The organism is Streptomyces sp. NPDC018000, assembly GCF_044328025.1.
GTDB lineage: Bacteria > Actinomycetota > Actinomycetes > Streptomycetales > Streptomycetaceae > Streptomyces.
On the sequence record NZ_JBIRGM010000012.1, the window covers coordinates 59160 to 76618 of the forward strand.

16 protein-coding genes are annotated in these 17459 nt (G+C 68.6%); 9 read left to right on the forward strand and 7 right to left on the reverse strand.

Annotated features, from left to right (window positions below; genetic code table 11):
- Positions 1 to 522: 522 nt before the first annotated feature.
- A complete protein-coding gene (locus tag ACH4EW_RS22910) occupies positions 523 to 1968 on the forward strand; it encodes a glyceraldehyde-3-phosphate dehydrogenase (protein WP_398259674.1) in 1446 nt (481 codons plus the stop codon).
- A gap of 179 nt (positions 1969 to 2147) precedes the next feature.
- On the opposite strand, the gene ACH4EW_RS22915 is transcribed toward ACH4EW_RS22910, so the two are convergent.
- Positions 2148 to 2303, reverse strand: a complete 156-nt coding sequence (locus tag ACH4EW_RS22915) for a hypothetical protein (RefSeq protein WP_398259676.1) — start codon at positions 2301 to 2303, stop codon at positions 2148 to 2150.
- 206 nt (positions 2304 to 2509) lie between these two features.
- Between ACH4EW_RS22915 and ACH4EW_RS22920 the strand changes: the two genes are divergently transcribed.
- The 5 genes from ACH4EW_RS22920 to ACH4EW_RS22940 all read left to right on the forward strand — a co-directional run bounded on the left by ACH4EW_RS22920 (position 2510) and on the right by ACH4EW_RS22940 (position 7320).
- Positions 2510 to 3652 carry a PP2C family protein-serine/threonine phosphatase gene (locus ACH4EW_RS22920; RefSeq protein WP_398259678.1) on the forward strand — a complete coding sequence of 381 codons (1143 nt, stop codon included), beginning with the start codon at positions 2510 to 2512 and terminating at the stop codon, positions 3650 to 3652.
- Positions 3653 to 3885: 233 nt separating this feature from the next.
- Positions 3886 to 4224, forward strand: a complete 339-nt coding sequence (locus ACH4EW_RS22925; RefSeq protein ID WP_398259680.1) for an antibiotic biosynthesis monooxygenase family protein — start codon at positions 3886 to 3888, stop codon at positions 4222 to 4224.
- Positions 4221 to 5108 carry an NAD(P)-dependent oxidoreductase gene (locus tag ACH4EW_RS22930; protein ID WP_398259682.1) on the forward strand — a complete coding sequence of 296 codons (888 nt, stop codon included), beginning with the start codon at positions 4221 to 4223 and terminating at the stop codon, positions 5106 to 5108. The genes ACH4EW_RS22925 and ACH4EW_RS22930 overlap by 4 nt, the downstream gene beginning before the upstream one ends.
- Entirely contained in the window at positions 5105 to 6079 is a 975-nt protein-coding gene (locus ACH4EW_RS22935) for an amidohydrolase family protein (RefSeq protein WP_398259684.1), read from the forward strand. The genes ACH4EW_RS22930 and ACH4EW_RS22935 overlap by 4 nt, the downstream gene beginning before the upstream one ends.
- Positions 6076 to 7320 carry a cytochrome P450 gene (locus ACH4EW_RS22940; RefSeq protein ID WP_398259686.1) on the forward strand — a complete coding sequence of 415 codons (1245 nt, stop codon included), beginning with the start codon at positions 6076 to 6078 and terminating at the stop codon, positions 7318 to 7320. The genes ACH4EW_RS22935 and ACH4EW_RS22940 overlap by 4 nt, the downstream gene beginning before the upstream one ends.
- 141 nt (positions 7321 to 7461) lie before the next feature.
- On the opposite strand, the gene ACH4EW_RS22945 is transcribed toward ACH4EW_RS22940, so the two are convergent.
- The gene (locus ACH4EW_RS22945) at positions 7462 to 7902 is read right to left on the reverse strand and encodes a hypothetical protein (protein ID WP_398259688.1); all 441 of its coding nucleotides are present in this window, start codon (positions 7900 to 7902) and stop codon (positions 7462 to 7464) included.
- A gap of 241 nt (positions 7903 to 8143) precedes the next feature.
- On the opposite strand from ACH4EW_RS22945, the gene ACH4EW_RS22950 reads away from it, so the two are divergent.
- The 3 genes from ACH4EW_RS22950 (at position 8144) to ACH4EW_RS22960 (ending at position 12188) form a co-directional block, all read left to right on the forward strand.
- A complete protein-coding gene (locus ACH4EW_RS22950; RefSeq protein WP_398259690.1) occupies positions 8144 to 9652 on the forward strand; it encodes a glutamate synthase subunit beta in 1509 nt (502 codons plus the stop codon).
- A gap of 253 nt (positions 9653 to 9905) precedes the next feature.
- Positions 9906 to 11255, forward strand: coding sequence for a diaminopimelate decarboxylase (gene lysA, locus ACH4EW_RS22955; protein WP_398259692.1), 1350 nt, complete (start codon positions 9906 to 9908; stop codon positions 11253 to 11255).
- A gap of 9 nt (positions 11256 to 11264) precedes the next feature.
- Positions 11265 to 12188, forward strand: coding sequence for a LysR family transcriptional regulator (locus ACH4EW_RS22960; protein ID WP_398259694.1), 924 nt, complete (start codon positions 11265 to 11267; stop codon positions 12186 to 12188).
- Positions 12189 to 12207: 19 nt separating this feature from the next.
- Here the strand turns inward: ACH4EW_RS22960 and ACH4EW_RS22965 are convergent, their stop codons facing one another.
- Genes ACH4EW_RS22965 through ACH4EW_RS22985 form a run of 5 tightly spaced genes read right to left on the reverse strand, consistent with a single transcriptional unit; the run spans position 12208 to position 17309 of the window.
- Complete coding sequence (locus ACH4EW_RS22965; RefSeq protein ID WP_398259696.1) at positions 12208 to 13053, reverse strand: serine hydrolase; 846 nt, start codon at positions 13051 to 13053, stop codon at positions 12208 to 12210.
- The gene (locus ACH4EW_RS22970) at positions 13050 to 14669 is read right to left on the reverse strand and encodes an amidohydrolase family protein (RefSeq protein ID WP_398259698.1); all 1620 of its coding nucleotides are present in this window, start codon (positions 14667 to 14669) and stop codon (positions 13050 to 13052) included. Before ACH4EW_RS22970 ends, ACH4EW_RS22965 begins: the two co-directional genes overlap by 4 nt.
- Positions 14669 to 15442 carry an amino acid ABC transporter ATP-binding protein gene (locus tag ACH4EW_RS22975; RefSeq protein WP_398259700.1) on the reverse strand — a complete coding sequence of 258 codons (774 nt, stop codon included), beginning with the start codon at positions 15440 to 15442 and terminating at the stop codon, positions 14669 to 14671. The genes ACH4EW_RS22970 and ACH4EW_RS22975 overlap by 1 nt, the downstream gene beginning before the upstream one ends.
- The gene (locus ACH4EW_RS22980; protein WP_398259702.1) at positions 15439 to 16413 is read right to left on the reverse strand and encodes an amino acid ABC transporter permease; all 975 of its coding nucleotides are present in this window, start codon (positions 16411 to 16413) and stop codon (positions 15439 to 15441) included. The genes ACH4EW_RS22975 and ACH4EW_RS22980 overlap by 4 nt, the downstream gene beginning before the upstream one ends.
- 8 nt (positions 16414 to 16421) lie before the next feature.
- Positions 16422 to 17309 carry an ABC transporter substrate-binding protein gene (locus ACH4EW_RS22985; RefSeq protein WP_398259704.1) on the reverse strand — a complete coding sequence of 296 codons (888 nt, stop codon included), beginning with the start codon at positions 17307 to 17309 and terminating at the stop codon, positions 16422 to 16424.
- Between the last annotated feature and the right edge of the window lie 150 nt (positions 17310 to 17459).

Genomic DNA, 17459 nt, shown 5'->3' on the forward strand with positions numbered 1-17459 from the left:
GGTCAATATGTGCGATCCATACATGAAGGCTGTGTCCTGCCTCGCTGTCTGCCGTAGGGCATCTCGCCGGTCCTCGCGCGGTTGGTTTGAGAGTCGGGCTCCCGCTGCGTTTGCTTACAACCGCTCAGCAGAGTGGGCTGCAGCAGGTTGCCGCCCTGGCATCTGGTCGGGCCGCGGAGAATCGATGAACGGGAGTCGGGGCTCAGCCATACCGGATCGGATCCCAACTCATAGGCCACCGCGACCATACGTGGCCCGGAGTCAGCGATCTTGAATATTTGGGTGGAAATGTCCGATATAGGGGTTTTGGCGATGTGTGATGTTCGCCAAATCGGCAGCCTGGGGTGGCGCACCCCTGGAACGTCGATGCGGCGGGAAGGTGCACGTCCTGCCCGGGGTGTGTGCGTCGACGCGGTGCGTCTTGATGCTCGGCCGGCTCCGGGGGCTCAGGTGGCACCACTTGAATGATCAAAGTGGTGGGGGGTTAGCATATGAGCGCCGCCTAGCTCGAAAGATAAACCTGTGACTGTCAATGACGACTCGTTCACCAACTGGAAGAACCGCGAAGAGATCGCGGAGTCGATGATCCCCGTCATCGGGAAGCTGCATCGGGAGCGGGACGTCACGGTCCTGCTTCACAGCCGCTCCTTGGTGAACAAGTCGGTGGTCAGCATCCTCAAGACCCACCGATTCGCCCGGCAGATCGACGGTGAGGAACTCTCGGTCACCGAGACGCTGCCGTTCCTGCAGGCACTCACCACGCTCGACCTCGGTCCTTCGCAGATCGACATCGGCATGCTCGCCGCGACGTACAAGACCGACGATCGCGGTCTCTCGGTGGAGGACTTCACCGCCGAGGCCGTCGCCGGCGCCACGGGTGTCAACAAGATCGAGCGCCGCGAGGGCCGCGACGTCGTCCTCTACGGGTTCGGCCGTATCGGCCGCCTCGTCGCCCGCCTGCTGATCGAGAAGGCCGGCTCCGGAAACGGCCTGCGACTGCGCGCCATCGTCGTCCGCCAGGGCGGCGACCAGGACATCGTCAAGCGCGCCTCCCTGCTGCGCCGCGACTCCATCCACGGCCAGTTCCAGGGCACGATCACCGTTGACGAGGCGAACAGCACGATCGTCGCCAACGGCAACGAGATCAAGGTGATCTACGCCAACGACCCGTCGGAGGTCGACTACACGGCGTACGGCATCAATGACGCCATCCTCATCGACAACACCGGCAAGTGGCGCGACCGCGAGGGTCTCTCGAAGCACCTGCGCCCCGGCATCGACAAGGTCGTCCTGACCGCGCCGGGCAAGGGCGACGTCCTCAACATCGTCCATGGTGTCAACCACGACACGATCAAGCCGGACGAGCAGATCCTGTCCTGCGCCTCCTGCACCACCAACGCGATCGTCCCGCCGCTGAAGGCGATGGCGGACGAGTACGGCGTCCTGCGTGGCCACGTGGAGACCGTCCACTCGTTCACCAACGACCAGAACCTGCTGGACAACTACCACAAGGCCGACCGCCGTGGCCGCTCGGCGCCGCTCAACATGGTCATCACCGAGACCGGTGCGGCCTCCGCCGTCGCCAAGGCGCTGCCCGAACTCAAGGCGCCGATCACCGGCAGCTCGATCCGCGTTCCGGTGCCGGACGTCTCGATCGCGATCCTCAGCCTGCGGCTCGGGCGCGAGACCACCCGCGAGGAGGTTCTCGACTACCTCCGCAACGTGTCGCTGACCTCCCCGCTCAAGCGCCAGATGGACTTCACCACGGCGCCCGACGCGGTCTCGAGCGACTTCATCGGCTCGCGCCACGCCTCGATCGTCGACGCCGGCGCCACCAAGGTCGATGGCGACAACGCGATCCTCTACCTGTGGTACGACAACGAGTTCGGCTACTCCTGCCAGGTCATCCGCGTCGTCCAGCACGTCTCCGGAGTGGAGTACCCGACCTATCCGGCCCCGGCGGTCTGATCTCGGCAGACTGCCCGATCCGGTGTCCCGGCAGGCGGGGCGGCAGGTGGGCGGCAACCGATCCCGATCGGTATCCGGTTGCTCTCCCACCGCCCCCGCCGACATCGAGGGACTCCGCCTGCGGGCAGCCGTGCCGGTCCTGCGCGGGCGACGCCGACCGGCAGCAGCGGCCGCCTCTGTCAGCTCTCGGTATCCTCCGCGATGCGCTCACCTTCCGCCTGGGACGGCTGGGTGCGCATCGTGGCGGGGTGCCGCTCCTCGGCCGGATTCATGTCCTCTTCCAGCCTCTCGCCCTCTGCCTGCGATGGCGTCGGGTACTCGTCGCTCTCGCTCATGGCCGCCTCCACGGTCGGGACGCGTGCATTCAGAACGAGCGTAACGCGTAGCCCGGTCGGCGGCCCGGGCTGCTCGACGGACATGGCGGGGGAGGGGCAGGTCTCGGCGGAGAGCGCTGCTGACAAGCCTTTTCCGAGGAGCTCACCGGGCCCGACCGCCCCTGGCCGACTCGTCAGCCGCCCAGGGGCGATGCACTGTGGAAGACGTGGGCCTCAGCGAGGGTTTTGCGGGTCTGCGGGAGCCATGGCGCTCGAGTCATGCCCTGCTGGCGATTCCCGTTGTGCTCATCGTCGTGATCACCGCCGTGGACATCCTGGCACCGCAGGACATCCATCTGGGACCGCTGCTGGTCATCGCGCCCGCGATCACTGCCTCGTTCGCCGGGCCTCTGCTGACCGGAGCGATCGGGCTCCTTGCCGTGGCGGCCCAGGCATACATCGGCCTGCACCTCGGCGTACTGTCCTCCCGGAACGTGCTGGTGCAGATCGCCGCCCTCACTGTGCTCTCGGCCCTGATCGTGTCCTTCTGCGTGATACGCGAGCGGCACAGACGGGAACTCGCACAGGTGAGGTCGGTGGCCGAAGCCGCGCAGCACGTCCTGCTGTGGCCGCTCCCGGACCGTATCGGTCCGCTGAGGATCGCCTGTATCTACCTGGCTGCCGAGGACGAGGCCCAGATCGGCGGCGATCTGTACGCGACCACCCGCGTCGAAGGCGGAACCCGGGTGATGATCGGTGACGTGAGAGGCAAGGGCCTGGCCGCCATCGGAGAAGCCGCCGCCCTGCTCGGCGCGTTTCGCGAGGCCGCCTACCAGCACACCAGCCTGCCCGCACTGGCCGCGGCCCTCGAACTGAGTGTCTCCCGCTACCAGGCCGACTTCGAGCCGGAAGACGAGGCCGGAGAGCGCTTTGCCACGGCCCTGCTGCTGGAGATCCCCGACCTGGGCCGGATCAGCCGAATGACCAGCTGTGGACACCCTGCACCGCTGCTGCTGAGTTCAGGGCACGCCATCACCGTCCCCAGTCTGCACCCCGCGCCCCCGTTGGGATTGGGCGGCATGGGGCAGACGAGCTACAGTGTTGACATGTTCACATTCGAGGAAGGTGACACCATCCTCCTCTACACCGACGGCGTGATCGAAGCACGCGACCGAGAGGGAGACTTCTACCCGTTCGCAGAACGGGCAGCCCGGTGGACCGAGAGCTCTCCAGAGGCACTACTGCACCACCTGCGAGGCGACCTCCTCGCCCACGTCGGCGGACATCTGGGCGACGACGCCGCTTTCATCGCGATCCACCGCGACCCCGTCCCCCTTCCGGGACGCAATCACGGAGACCGTCCAGCCTGACGGTTTGCGCCGAGGGGGGTCGCTGTCACTGCTCACACTGTTCGGGCCAGGGCTGCTGCCTCGCCTCTCGAGTGGGTGCCGAGCAGGTCCTTCGGACTCACTCGACCGGGTCGGCAAACGTGGGAATGCCTTCTCGCCATTGGGCTGTGTGGCCACACCGAAGTTGCGTGGCCACGGGGGCCATGAGTCTGTGGGAATCGTGCTCTGCCAGATCTCAGCCTCCAGGAGTAGACATGCACACTGAGCAGAACGGCTGCTCGGCCGACAAGCTTTCCGTGGTGTACACGGTTCACGTCATCGAGGGCGGTGAGCAGGGGTTTCTGGACGCGTACGAGCATGTACGCAAGTCCGTCGCCAGCGTCCCGGGACACATCATCGACCGGCTGGGAGAACCCATCGACGACTCCCGCCAGTGGGTGATCACCAGCGAGTGGGAGACGCCCGACCACTTCTTCGCCTGGCAACAGGGCGAAGAACATCGCGCACTGGTGGCTCCGCTGCGCGCCTGGGTCGACCAGACCCAATCGCTGCGATACCGGGTCATCAAGGAGACCGTGGGGGTGAAGTCATGACACGCCCCACCACTGGCCCCGTCGCCGTCCTCGGGCTCGGCGCGATGGGCACCGGCCTGGCCAATCGCCTTCTCGAGCAGGGCGTTCAGGTGCGGGTCTGGAACCGCACCGCGGGGCGGACCGAACAGCTCGCCCGATCCGGCGCCGTCGCCGCAGCCCATCCGGCCGATGCCGTGGAGGGCACGAGCGCTGCCATCTGCACCGTGACCGACGGCGAAGCCCTCGCCGCCGTGCTGCACGGCCCGGACGGGATTCTGACCGGGGGCCCGTACCCCGGCGCCCTGGTCTGCGCCAGCACGGTCGCTCCCGAAGAGGTCGTCCGCCTCACCGGCGACATGCACTCCGTTCTGGACGTCGGCATGCTCGGCAACCGGGAGCACGCCCGCAGCGGCGAGCTGAGGCTGTTCGTCGGTGGCGAGGAACGGGTCTTCACCGCAGGCCGGCCGCTGCTCGAACTGCTGGGCAAGGAGGTCGTCCACCTCGGCGAACTCGGTTCCGGCATGCGGATGAAGCTGCTCCTCAACCTGCTGATGGGGATCGAGGTGCAGGCTCTGGCCGAGGCCGTCGAGCTGGCGGCCGCCACCGGACTCGACCGGAAGCTCGTCCTCGCCACGATCGCGGGCACCGGCTTCGCCTCGCCCGTCATGTCGTTCAAGTCCAAGAGGCTGGCAGCCGGGCGCTTCGACAAGCCCGACTTCCGGCTGAGCCTCATGGCCAAGGATCTCCTGCTCGCCGCGGACCAGGCCGCAGCGGCCGGACTGCGGCTCCCTCTCGTCTCCGCAGCCGCGCAGACCCACGTCCGTGCCACCGACCAGGGACACGGAGACGAGGACTGCGTCGCGGTCGCCCACGCACTCACACCGAACCCAGGAACTCACACGTGATCATTGACATCCACGGACATCTGTCCCCACCGGAGGCCGCCCGACGCTTCCCCATGCCTCCCAGCCTGACCGACGTCGACGGAATGCTGGCTGCCCGCGCCCAGGCCGGGATCGACCTCACCATCATCGGCAGTCCGGTCGGTGCCGGCGCCATGGCGCGAGTGCCGGGAGTCGACAACTACGCGCAACCGCGAGACCGGCTCCGGAGCTTCCACGCATGGATGTCGGGCCTGATCGCCTCATTCCCCGACCAGTTGCGCGGGTACGTGTACGCCAACCCGTTCGGCGACGACGATCATCTGGAAGGAGTCCGCGAGACGCTGGCGGATCCTGCCTTCGTCGGCCTGATCACCACCTCCAGCGTCCACGGCGAACTGCTCGGCTCTCCACGGGCCGACTCCTTCTTCGCGCTGGCAGCCGAGGCGGGAGTGCCGGTCCTCGTGCATGCCCCGGCCGAACCGATCGGAACGGACCGGGTCGACGACTTCGGCTTCGTCGAGCAGATCGGCCGGTTCGGCGATGTCACCATGGGCATGGCCATGATCGCGTTCGCGGGGTGGCTGGAGAAATATCCGGGCCTGCGACTGATCGGTGCCACCGGCGGTGGCGCGATGGCGCTGCTGCCGGATCGCCTGCAGACAGCGGCGCGTCCCCGGCACTGGGGCGGTGGCAAGCCGTCGGCGCAGTCCTCGGCCCCGGCTCCGTCCTCCACTCCACCGTCGGCCGACCCGGGCGGCGCACTCCGGCGTATGTACGTCGACACCAGCACGTTCAGCCCGGCGCACCTGGGCCTCAACGCCGAGGTGCTGGGGCCGGAGCGGATGTTGTTCGGTACCGACTCGCCGCCGATGTCCGTGCCCCTGGAGGAGTTCATCCGCCTGATCGAGAAGCTGCCGGTCGACAAGGCGTCGCGGCAGCTCATCCTCGGCGGGAACGCCGAGGCCCTCTTCGACCTGAGGAGCCGTCCGTGACCACAGTGGACGACCCGGTCGCCGCAGCCGAACGGTGCACCCCCGAGTTCCGACGGAACCCGCACCCGGTCTACGCGAGCCTCAGGGATACGGCGCCCGTCTGCCCCATGCGGCCGCCGCACGGCATCGACACCTACCTGATCACGCGGTACGCGGACGCGAGGGCGGCCCTGGCGGATCCGCGCCTGAGCAAGGACATGTACGGGGCCATGGACGCCTACCGGAGGATCTTCGGTGACTCGTCCGTGGCTCTGGACGACCACATGCTCAATTCCGACCCGCCCAAGCACACCCGCCTGCGCAAATTCGTCAGCTCCACGTTCACTCCGCGCCGCGTCGCGTCGCTGCGGCCGCGGATCCAGGACATCGTCGACACGCTGCTGGACAACTGCGCGCCCCGCGAACCGGTCGACCTGCTGCCCGCGTTCGCGTTCCCGCTGCCGATCACCGTGATCAGTGAACTGCTCGGCGTGCCGTCGGACGAACAGTCGGAGCTCCAACACCTTTCCACCACGGTGGCGCAGACAGGATTCAGCAAGGAATCCAAGCAGGCCCAGCAGAAAGCGGAGGAGAACCTGCACGCGTACTTCGAGGATCTCCTCGCGCGCAAGCGCAGCCACCCTGATGAGGACCTGCTCAGCGCGCTCACCGCAGCCCGGGACGAAAATGGCGGGCTCACTGATCAGGAACTGATCTCGACAGCGTTTCTGCTGATGTTCGCGGGCCACAAGACAACCGCCTACCTCATCGGCAACGCCGTCCACCACCTCCTCACCCATCCTGACCAGCTCCGCGCTGTGCAGGACAACCCGGAGGTGGTCGGACGGGCGGTGGAGGAGTTGCTGCGCTACGACGGCTCGGTGGAGAGCGCGACGTTCCGCTTCGCGACCGAGGACGTTCAGATCGCCGGGACGTGGATTCCGAAGGGCTCCCTGGTTCAGGTCGCGCTCAGCTCGGCCAACCGCGACCCGCTGAAATTCGACTCTCCGGACAAGTTCGATGTGACCCGACCGGAGAATGTGCAAAGTGCCCATCTGGGGTTCGGACACGGCATCCACTACTGCTTGGGAGCGCCTCTGGCCAGGCTGGAGATGCAACTCGCTCTCACGGGTCTGTTCAGCCGCTTTCCGACGGTGGCTTTGGCAGACCCCGCGCGTGAGACACGCTGGTTGGAGGTTCCGTTCCCGGCCTTCCGCGGCCTCACGGAGCTGCCTGTCGTGCTCAAGCCTGCCGTGCCGTGACCCCCAGCGGGAAGGCATCGGCAATCCTTGTCCGGGCCGCCTCGGAGCCCCCCGGGGCGGCCCGGCCGCCTCGGGGCATCGGTTCCGGACGCGGTGGCTGTCCGACGCCACCCCGGCGGTCATCCCCGACGGACATGAGCGTCAGTCCCAGAGGTTGTAAGTCACGTGCCGCTCCGTGTGCGACGGCCGGTCGTCGGTGTAGGTGAGTTGCAGGCGGGTGAAGTGCTGGAGCTCGGGGCGCTTCTGCCAGGACTGCGGGCGGTCGAGTCTGACGGTGACCGGGTAGGAGTGGAATGTGCCTGCCGCACAGTAGGGCCGGCAGTCGTTCACTGCGTCGAGTCCGCTGCCCACAGCCGACGTACGTCCCCAATCGGACCATCGGAGCGAGACGAGGCGGTTGTTGCCGTCCCCGCAGGCGAGCAAGAAGTCGCCGGGGCGCACTTGCGGATTCCGGAAACAGTCGACGGCCACCACATGAGCGGCCGAGCGTGACCCTGCGGATGCGGATGCGGGCACTACTGCTGCTGCGAGTGCGGCAGCAGCACACAGCATGACCGCTGTTCTGAGCGTGTCTCTTGGCATATCGGCTCCCCAGCTGTGGTGGTGGCGCCCTTGTCCAGCAGTTGTTCCTGAGTCGACGCTACGACCGTGGCCAGGGATGCACCACCCGTGCAGGCGAAGCACCGTGAAATCGGCCGGGCTCACCCGTGCGGCCCCCCGGGCTTGCGTGGAAACCGCTGCGCCGAGCAGGTGGTCGCGGTGGTATGCAGGCGTACTCTTGCCGTAACGCCTGCACACCGCGAGTGAGCGACGGAGGCGGCGCATGACCGACCCCTACGGCTTCCTCAAGACCTCCCGTCGGGCCGTCCCTGCGCGCCCCGTCCAGGAACGGCTGAGCGACTGGAACGAGGTCTACGCGGGGCAGGTGCGACTCCCGCTCGTGTCCGAGCAGGCGGGGCGTTGCATGGACTGCGGCATTCCGTTCTGCCACAGCGGCTGCCCGCTGGGAAACCTCATCCCCGAGTGGAACGCCTACGCGAGGAAGGGCGACTGGTGGGCGGCGGCCGAGCGGCTGCACGCGACGAACAACTTTCCGGAGTTCACCGGGCGGCTGTGCCCGGCGCCGTGTGAGGACGCCTGCGTGCTCACCATCAATGCCGATCCAGTGACGATCAAGAATGTCGAACAGGCGATCGCCGACCAGATCTGGGCGCGCGGGTACGCGACCCCGCAACCGCCCGGGCGGCTCAGCGGCAGGACTGTCGCCGTCGTCGGCTCCGGCCCCGCGGGACTGGCGGCAGCACAACAACTCACCCGCGTCGGTCACACCGTTGCCGTCTACGAGCGCGCCGACCGTATCGGCGGGCTGCTGCGCTACGGCATCCCCGCGTTCAAGATGGAGAAGCGCTTCCTGGACCGCCGTATCGAGCAGATGCGGGCGGAGGGCACCAAGTTCCGCACGGGTGTGGACGTCGGCAGCGATCTCGACGCCACCGAGCTCGCGGAGCGAAACGACGCGGTCGTCATCGCCGTCGGAGCCACGGGGCAACGGGAGCTGCCCGTCCCGGGCCGTGAGCTCTACGGCATCCACCAGGCCATGGACTACCTGACCCTGGCCAACCGGGTCGCGGAGGGCGACCACGACGTGCCTGCCGTCACCGCCGAGGGTAAGCACGTGGTGATCATCGGTGGCGGGGACACCGGCTCGGACTGTCTGGGCACCGTCCTGCGTCAGGGCGCCGCCTCCGTCGTGCAGTTGGACATCAATCCGGAGCCCGGTGACACCCGACGGGACACCGAGCCCTGGCCCGTGTATCCGAAGGTCTATCGGATATCCCATGCTCATGAAGAGGCCCGGGGGCGAGAAGGCGCAGATCCGAGAGCCTTTTCCTCCGCCACTCTCAGCTTCGAGGGGGACCGGTCCGGCCGAGTGCGCGCGCTGCGCCTGGCGGAAGTGGAGCCTGAGGGCAGAAGGCCGCGGCTGGAGACGGAACGTGTCATCCCGGCAGATCTGGTCGTGCTCGCCCTCGGCTTCTTCGGTCCCGAACGGTGCACCGGTCTGATGCGCCAGCTCGGGCTCACGCTGGACGACCGGGGAAACTTCGCCCGGAATGCTGCCTTCGTGGCCGAAACGGCGGAGTCGGCCGAGCGGACAGCCCGCACCGGGACCGGCGGGCTGTTCATCGCCGGTGACGCGGGACGCGGCCAGTCCCTCGTGGTGTGGGCCATTGCCGAGGGACGGTCCGCCGCGGCCGCAACGGACCGCTATCTGAACGGCTCCACCGTGCTTCCGGCGCCGATCGCCCCACAGGACCGGCCCCTGGTCGCCTGAGCATGACAACCGGCTTACGGCCTGGGGGACGATAGGGAGCGGGCTCGCGCCGCCCTGATCCACTCCCTATCGTCCCCCAGGTCGTTACTGCTGATCACGTCGGCGAGGCGTGATCGGAGCGTGGAGAAACGGGATGTCGGCTGCTTGGCTGCGAGCGTCGAAAGACGTGAGGCTCAGCCATAGAAGAATGCGCTTTTGTGACCCCTCGTACAGGCCGGAGGATGGCGGAGAAACCGGCCTACGTGGAGGAACCATGTCGTCAGCAATCGAAACGGGTCTGCTGCCCTTCACTTCCGAGATCCGTCCGGGCGGGCTCGCTGTCGGAGGGGTCCTGCTCAGCGAACTGGCACAGCGCTTTGGAACACCGCTCTTCGTGTACGACGAGGAACACCTGCGCCGACGCTGCCGAGAAGCGGTCGCCGCCTTCGGCCGGGACAATGTCGCGTACGCCTCCAAGGCATTCCTGTGCACGGCCATGGCCCGACTGGCCCATGAAGAGGGGATGTTGCTCGATGTCGCCTCCGGCGGCGAGCTGCGGGTGGCGCTGCACGCGGGTGTTCCGGCCGGACGGATCGTGCTGCACGGCAACAACAAGGACGAGGCGGAGCTGCGCACGGCGATGTCGGCCGGGGTGCGGTACGTGGTGGTCGACAGCTTCGACGAGATGGACCGCATCGAGCGCCTGCACGCCGAGGAACAACTGTCCCCCGCCCGTGTTCAGTTGAGGGTGGCGCCGGGTGTCGCCGCGGGAGCGCACGAGGCGATCCGTACCGGTGGCAACGATTCGAAGTTCGGCTTCGGCCTCGTCGGCGGAACCGCCGCAGCCGCCGTGCGACGGGCCGCCGGCTCCCCGGCGATGATCCTGGAGGGCGTCCACGCGCATGTGGGCTCCCAGGTGCTGGACACGGCGGAGCTCGCGGCAGGAGCCGCGGCCGTCGCACGGTTCGCCGCGCAGACACGGGTGCACCGGCTCACCGTCGGCGGCGGCCTCGGCGTCGCGTACGAGGCAGGGCAGACCCCACCGTCGTTCGCGGACTGGGCGGCTCGGGTGCGCACCGCGGTGCGCGAGGCGGGCTGGAGCGGCGACGTGACAGTGGAGCCCGGCCGGTCCATCGCCGCCCGTGCGGGGCTGACCCTGTACCGGGTGGGCACGATCAAGCGGATCGAGGGCGTGCGGACATACGTCAGCGTCGACGGCGGGATGAGCGACAATCTGCGCCCCGCCCTGTACGGCAGCCGCTACGAGGTATTCCTGCCGAGCCGCCCCCTCGCACCGCGACCGCTGCGGGCACGGCTGGTCGGCAAGCACTGCGAGAGCGGTGACGTGATCGTCGACGACGCCGCCCTGCCGGCCGGAGTCGGGGTGGGTGATCTCCTGGCCACGCCGGTCACGGGCGCATACGGATACGCCATGGCGTCCAACTACAACAAGTTGCCGCGCCCCGCTGTCGTCTTCGTTTCCGATGGCCGTGCCCGCACCGTGGTGCGGCGGGAGACCGAGGAGGACCTGCTGCGCCTGGACGTGGACGAGCCCGCCGGGCTCATCGCGCCGCCGGCAGCACAGTCGGGGGCCGACACGGCGCAGTGCGTCGGCACGGCCTAACCTGACCCGATGCTGAACAGTGCCCGACTGCTCGTCCTGCTGGAAATAGCCCGCACGGGCACCATCGTGGCCGCGGCCCAGGCGCTGCATCTGAGCCCGTCCGCGGTCTCGCATCAACTCGCCCGGCTGGAGCAGGAACTCGCCGTGGCGTTGGTGGAGCGTCAGCCGCAGAGCCTGCGGCTGACGGCGGCCGGTGTGCGACTGGCCGAGCACGCCCAGGCCGTTGCCGACCTGATGGCTGTCGCTCAGGACGATCTGCGGGCGCACTCCGAAGGCGACGCAGGTGTACTGCGGCTGGGCTTCTTCGCTTCCTCCGGCCTGGAGCTGCTGCCTCGGGCACTGTCGGGGTTCGCGGCCGAGCGGCCCCAGGTCGAGCTCGAGCTGATCCTGGGGCAGCCTCACGAGCTGGTGCCCGATCTCGAGGCGGGCCGGCTGGATGCGGCGGTCGTCTTCGAACACCCGCTGGACCCGTGGTGCCGGCATGCGGCCGTGGACGTGGAGATGTTCTTCGACGAGCCGCAGCTGGTGGTCCTGCCGCTGCGGCACCGCCTCGGCCGGCGCACCGCCGTCCGCCTCGCCGCTCTGGAGGGGGAGAGCTGGATCGGTACGCACGGCGGCCACACCGGCGAGCCGGTCCTGGAACGCGCATGCGCGGCCGAGGGGTTTCGGCCGCGCGTCCGCTGCCGCAGCGATCACTACCAGGTCACGATCAACCTGGCCCGCGCGGGCATGGGCATCGCACTCGTCCCGGCCCTCGGGCTCGGCGACACCACGGGCGTGCACGTCTGCCGGCTGGACCATCCCCGACTGCACCGGCGGATCGGGGTCGCCACCCGGCCCAGCAACCGCAACCCGCTGCTGCGGATCTTCCTCGCGGAGCTGCGGTCGGCCGCCGAGGAAGTCCGGTTGCTGCTGGAGATGCAGTGGTCCTGACCGGTGGGGCGTGCCCCTCTCATCTCGCGGCGCGGCGTCGGGAACAGGCCGCGAGGGTGCGGCCGACGTCCCGGACGGCCTGCACCGCGGCCCGCTCCGCGCTGGGGCCCAGCGCCGGGTCCCAGTGCGCCACCACCGCGTACGCCAGCCGACGCCGCCCGACGATGACACCGGCGTCGGCGCGGACCCCGGTGTCGGTGCCGGTCTTGTTGGCCACCAGGAGCCCGTCGGGCAGTGGGCTGGGGAAGCCCGGGGCGTAAGGGTCGTGATCCACCAGGGCGGGGACCAGGCCGTGGTCGGTGTTGGCGCGCATCCAGCGCAGCAGCCGTGCGGAGGCCGCGGGGGAGCTCATCGTGCCGCGTACCGCATGTGTCACCAGCTGCGCCAGGTCCTTCGCGGTGCCGGTGGCGAAGACGGGCGGCACGTCAGGGCCCCGGATGTCACGGACCTTGTCGTGCAGCGTGAGGCGGTCGAGCCCGAGCTCCTTCGCCAGCCGGGCCGTGGACTCCCGCCCCACCAGGCGCAGCAGTGCGTTGGTGGCGGTGTTGTCGCTCACCGAAGCGGTCAGCCAGGCCAGATCCTCGACGGTCCAGCCGCGCCTGCTCATCCGGCGCAGCAGGCCGGTACCGTCCGCCACGTCCTCGTCGAGGACCTCCACGGTTCCGTCGGCAAGCAGCTCCCCGGTGTCCAGCCGGCGTGCGACCTCGGCGAGCAGCAGCAGTTTCGAGGCGGACGCGACCGGCAGCACGGTGTGCTCGTCGACCTGCACCGTCTCGCCGCCGTCGATGTCGACGGCGGCGACAGCCAGGGTGAGCGGCAGCGCGGCCGAGCGCCGCGCCGCCGCTGTCACTTGGGCCAGACTCATCGGATCCTCACCACTTCTCCGGCCCGCACCGTGGTCGGGCGGCCACCTCTTGCCGCGACCCGTCCCGCCACCACGACGGTATCGATGCCTTCGGGCGCGAGCAGGGGGCGGTCGAAAGTGGCGGTGTCGCGTACCGATGCCGGGTCGAGCACGACCAGATCGGCGAGGGCGCCGTCGCGGACCACACCGCGGTCGGCCAGCCCGAACCGCCGGGCCGGCAGTCCGGTCATCTTGTGCACCGCGTTCTCCAGCGGGAGCAACTGCTCGTCGCGGCCGTAATGGCCGAGTACGCGGGCGAAACTACCCGCCCAACGAGGATGCGGCCGACCGGGTTTGGGGACGCCGTCCGAGCCGATCATCGAAAGCGGACTGGCGAGCACCCGGCGGACGTCGTCCTCACGCATGGAATGGCTGATGATGGTCACTTCGCCCTGCTCGGCCAGCAACAGATCGCACGCGTAGTCGACCGGATGGACACCGCGTTCGGCGGCGAGGTCGGCGATGCTGCGGCCCTCGGTCTCCGGATGCGCCTGCGCGGCGGCCACCGTGATGAGATCCCAGCCACCGTTTCCCACGGTGTTCTCCCACCCCTTGACGCCCCGATCGATGTCCTTCCTGATCCGGTCGCGCGTTTCGGGCCGGCGTAGCCGTTCCAGCAGGGCGCCGACGCCGCCCTCGATCGTCCACGGGGGCAGCATGGCGTGCAGGACGGTGCTTCCCGCGGTGTACGGATAGACGTCGCACAGCACGTCCACGCCTTCGGCGCGGGCCTGTTCCAGCCGGGGCAGGGTGCGCAGCGTGGCGCCCCAGGCGTGTCGGCCCGCGGTCTTGTGGTGGGAGATCTGCAGTGGGGCGCCGGAGCGCACCGCGATCTCCAGGGCCTCCTCCAGGGCGGACTCCACCTGTGACATCTCGTCGCGCAGATGGGTGACGTAGGGCTTGCCGTGACGGGCGGCGACCCCGGCCAGCGCGATGATCTCCTTGGTGTCGGCGTAGGTGCCGGGCGAGTAGATCAGCCCGGTGGACAGGCCGGCCGCACCCTGGGCCAGCGCCCGGTCCAGCAGCGCGCACATGGTGTCCAGTTCGTCGGGCCGGGGCGGCCGGGCCTCGAAGCCCATCACTCCGGCGCGGAGGGTGCCGTGGCCGACGAGTGAGGCGATATGGGTGCGGCGCAGGGCAGGGTCCTGTCCGGCGGCGAATGCGTCGAAGTCCACCGCGGGCCGGACCGGTCCGAGCCCGAAAGTCACCCTGAGATGCTCGGCGAGTACCGGCAGCCGTTCCGGGAGCGAGGGGAACAGACTGGTCCCGCAGTTGCCGCAGATCTCCGTGGTGACGCCCTGGAGCAGTGGCGCGAGGCGGAGATCGTCGATCGGCTCCGTGGCGCCGTCGACGCCATGGGGTGCCGCGAGGGCGTCGGAGTGGGTGTGCACATCGATGAAGCCAGGGGTGACGACCTGGCCGGTCACATCGAGGGTCTCGGCCGCTGCGGCCTCGGTTCCGGCGGGGAGTACGGCGATCCGCCCGTCCACCACCGCGATGTCCGCCTCCCTGGCGGGTGCGCCGGTTCCGTCGACGAGTGTGCCGCCGCGCAGGAGCAGATCCACTGGGCGTCCCATCACAGCACCGTCGAAAGGAAGGCCCGCGTGCGCTCGTGCCGCGGGTCGGTGAACAGCAGGTCCGGGCTCCCGGCCTCGACCACGGTGCCCTGATCCATGAACAGGACGCGGTCGGCGACCTCGCGGGCGAAGCCCATCTCGTGAGTGACCACGACCATCGTCATACCGCTGCGGGCCAAGTCGCGCATGACGCCCAGGACCTCACCCACGAGTTCGGGATCGAGGGCGGAGGTGGGTTCGTCGAAGAGCATGAGCGTCGGCTCCATGGCCAGGGCGCGGGCGATCGCCACGCGCTGCTGCTGCCCGCCGGACAGCTGGCCCGGGTAGTGGTCCGCCCGGTCCGAGAGACCGACGTCGTTCAGCAGCTCCCGGGCCTGCTTCTCGGCCTGTGCACGGGACCGGCCCTTGACGACGACGGGCCCCTCCATGACGTTCTGCAGCGCTGTGCGGTGCGGGAAGAGGTGGAACCGCTGGAACACCATGCCGATCCGCTCGCGCTGGCGTCGGACGTCACGGGGGCGCCGCTCGCGCAGGACGCGGCCGGACGGTCCGTGCTGCTCGTAACCGATCAGCTCACCGTCCATCCACACCCGCCCCGCGTCGATCTGCTCCAGGTGGTTGAAGCATCGCAGCAGCGTCGACTTCCCGGACCCGGAGGGGCCTATGACACAGAGCACCTCACCGCTGCGGACTTCGAGATCGATGCCCTTCAGCACCTCGGTGTCACCGAATCGCTTACGGACCCCACGGGCCCTGAGAATCACGTCGTTCATGCCGCTGCCCCCTTCCTGGTGGCACGACCGGGTACGAGATTGGCCAGGACCCTGCGCCGCAGCCGTGGGGCGGCGCCAGGGCTGTAGCGGCGTTCGACGGCGTGCTGGCCGATGCTGGCGATGGTGGTGAGCACCAGATACCAGATGGAAGCCACCAGCAGCAGCGCCACCACCTCGAAGTTGGCGAGATACAGGTGCTGGGAGACGGTCATCAGATCGGCGCCCGCGATGACCGAGACCAGCGAGGTCGTCTTGAGCATGGAGATGAACTGGTTGCCGAACGGCGGGATGATCACCCGCATCGCCTGCGGAAGGATGATCCGGGACAGGATCTGACGGTTCGACATGCCGATGGATGCACCGGCCTCGCGCTGCCCGGGGTCCACGCTCTGAATGCCCGCCCGCACGATCTCGGCCATGTAGGCGCCCTCGTTGATGGAGAGGCCGAGCAGTGCAGCCACGAACCCGGTGATGACCTGGTTGGACTGCCAGCTGATGAGTTTCGGGCCGTCGAACGGGACACCGATGCTGATCACCGGGAACAGCAGGGCCAGGTTGAACCAGAAGATGAGTTGGACGAGCAGCGGGGTGCCCCGGAAGAACCAGGTGTACGCACCCGCGGTGAGACGCAGAACCGGACTGTCGGAGAGCTGCATCACCGCGACGACGACCCCGATGGCGATGCCGACGGCCATCGAGACGAGCGTGAGCTGAATGGTCACCCAGAGACCCTTGAGGATCACGCTGTCGAACTGGTACTTGGCGACGATGTCCCAGTGCAGGTTGGGGTTGACGATGATCGTGTAGGCGAGCCAGACCGCGAACAGTGCGGCGGCGAGGACCGCCAGCCAGCGCCCGGGACGGGGGCGCCGGCTCATCTGGAAGGTGAGGTCCTCGTCCGGCGGTGTCGCTTCGGTGGTGCTTGCCGGTGCCGAACCGGGGGCGGCGCCGGATATTTTCTGGTGGGTCATGTCCGTGCTCACTGCCCGTCGTTGACGGTGGCCTTGGAAACGGCGCTGCCGCCGACGCCCCAGTCGTCGAGGATCTTTTTGTAACTGCCGTTGTCGATCAGTTCCTGCAGGGCCTTCTGGACGGCGTCGCGCAGCCCGCTCCGGCTCTTCGCGGACGCGATGCCCCACGGTGCGGTGCCGTACTGCTTCGGCAGGACCTCGTACGCACTGCTCTTCTTCTTGGTGAACATCTTGGCGACGGGATAGTCGACGATGGTCGCGACCGCGCGTCCGCTGTCCAGCTGCAGCAGCCCGGTCGGTGCGTCCTCGCTCTGCGAGATCTGCATCTTCTCCTGGCACTTGGCGTTCTGTTCCTCGCCGATGCGGAGGTTCGAGCTGCCCTTGGCGAGGACGACGGCCTTCCCGCACAGGTCCGCAAGGGACTTGATGCCCTGAGGGTTGCCCTTCTTCGTCATGATGACGCCGCCGGTGCGGAAGTAGTCGACGAAGTCGACCGCCTGGCGCCGCTGGGCACTGTCCGTCATGGAGGACATGACCAGGTCGAAGCGTCCGGACCCCAGACCGGGGATCAGCCCGTCGAAGGCGGCGTTGGTGAGTTCGAGCTTCAGCTTCAGCCGCTCGGCGATGGCCTTGGCCAGGTCGGGGTCGACACCGGTGAGCCGGGTGGTCCCGGGCTCGTACATCTCCATCGGCGGATATCCCACCGCGGTGGCTACCCGCAGCACACCCTTCTGCCGGTACTCGGCAGGCAACAGCTCGGCTGCGGTGCGGCCGGCGGCGGCCTGCGAGGCACTGCCGGACGGGGCGTCGCCCTGGCCGGAGCGTCCACAGGCGGTGGCCGCGAGGGCCATCACGGCCAGGGCTGCCAGGCAGCGCAGGGAACGGGGACGATTCATCGGATTCTCCCTCACGGGGTGGCGGTGCGCCGATGCTGGCAGTCGTGCCCGGGTGAATGGAAGATGATGAAGCTATTCACGCCTGACCATCGAAATCTGTACGGGTCCGAGTCCAGATGAACGAGGGCCCGAACGGGATTGGGGCATCGC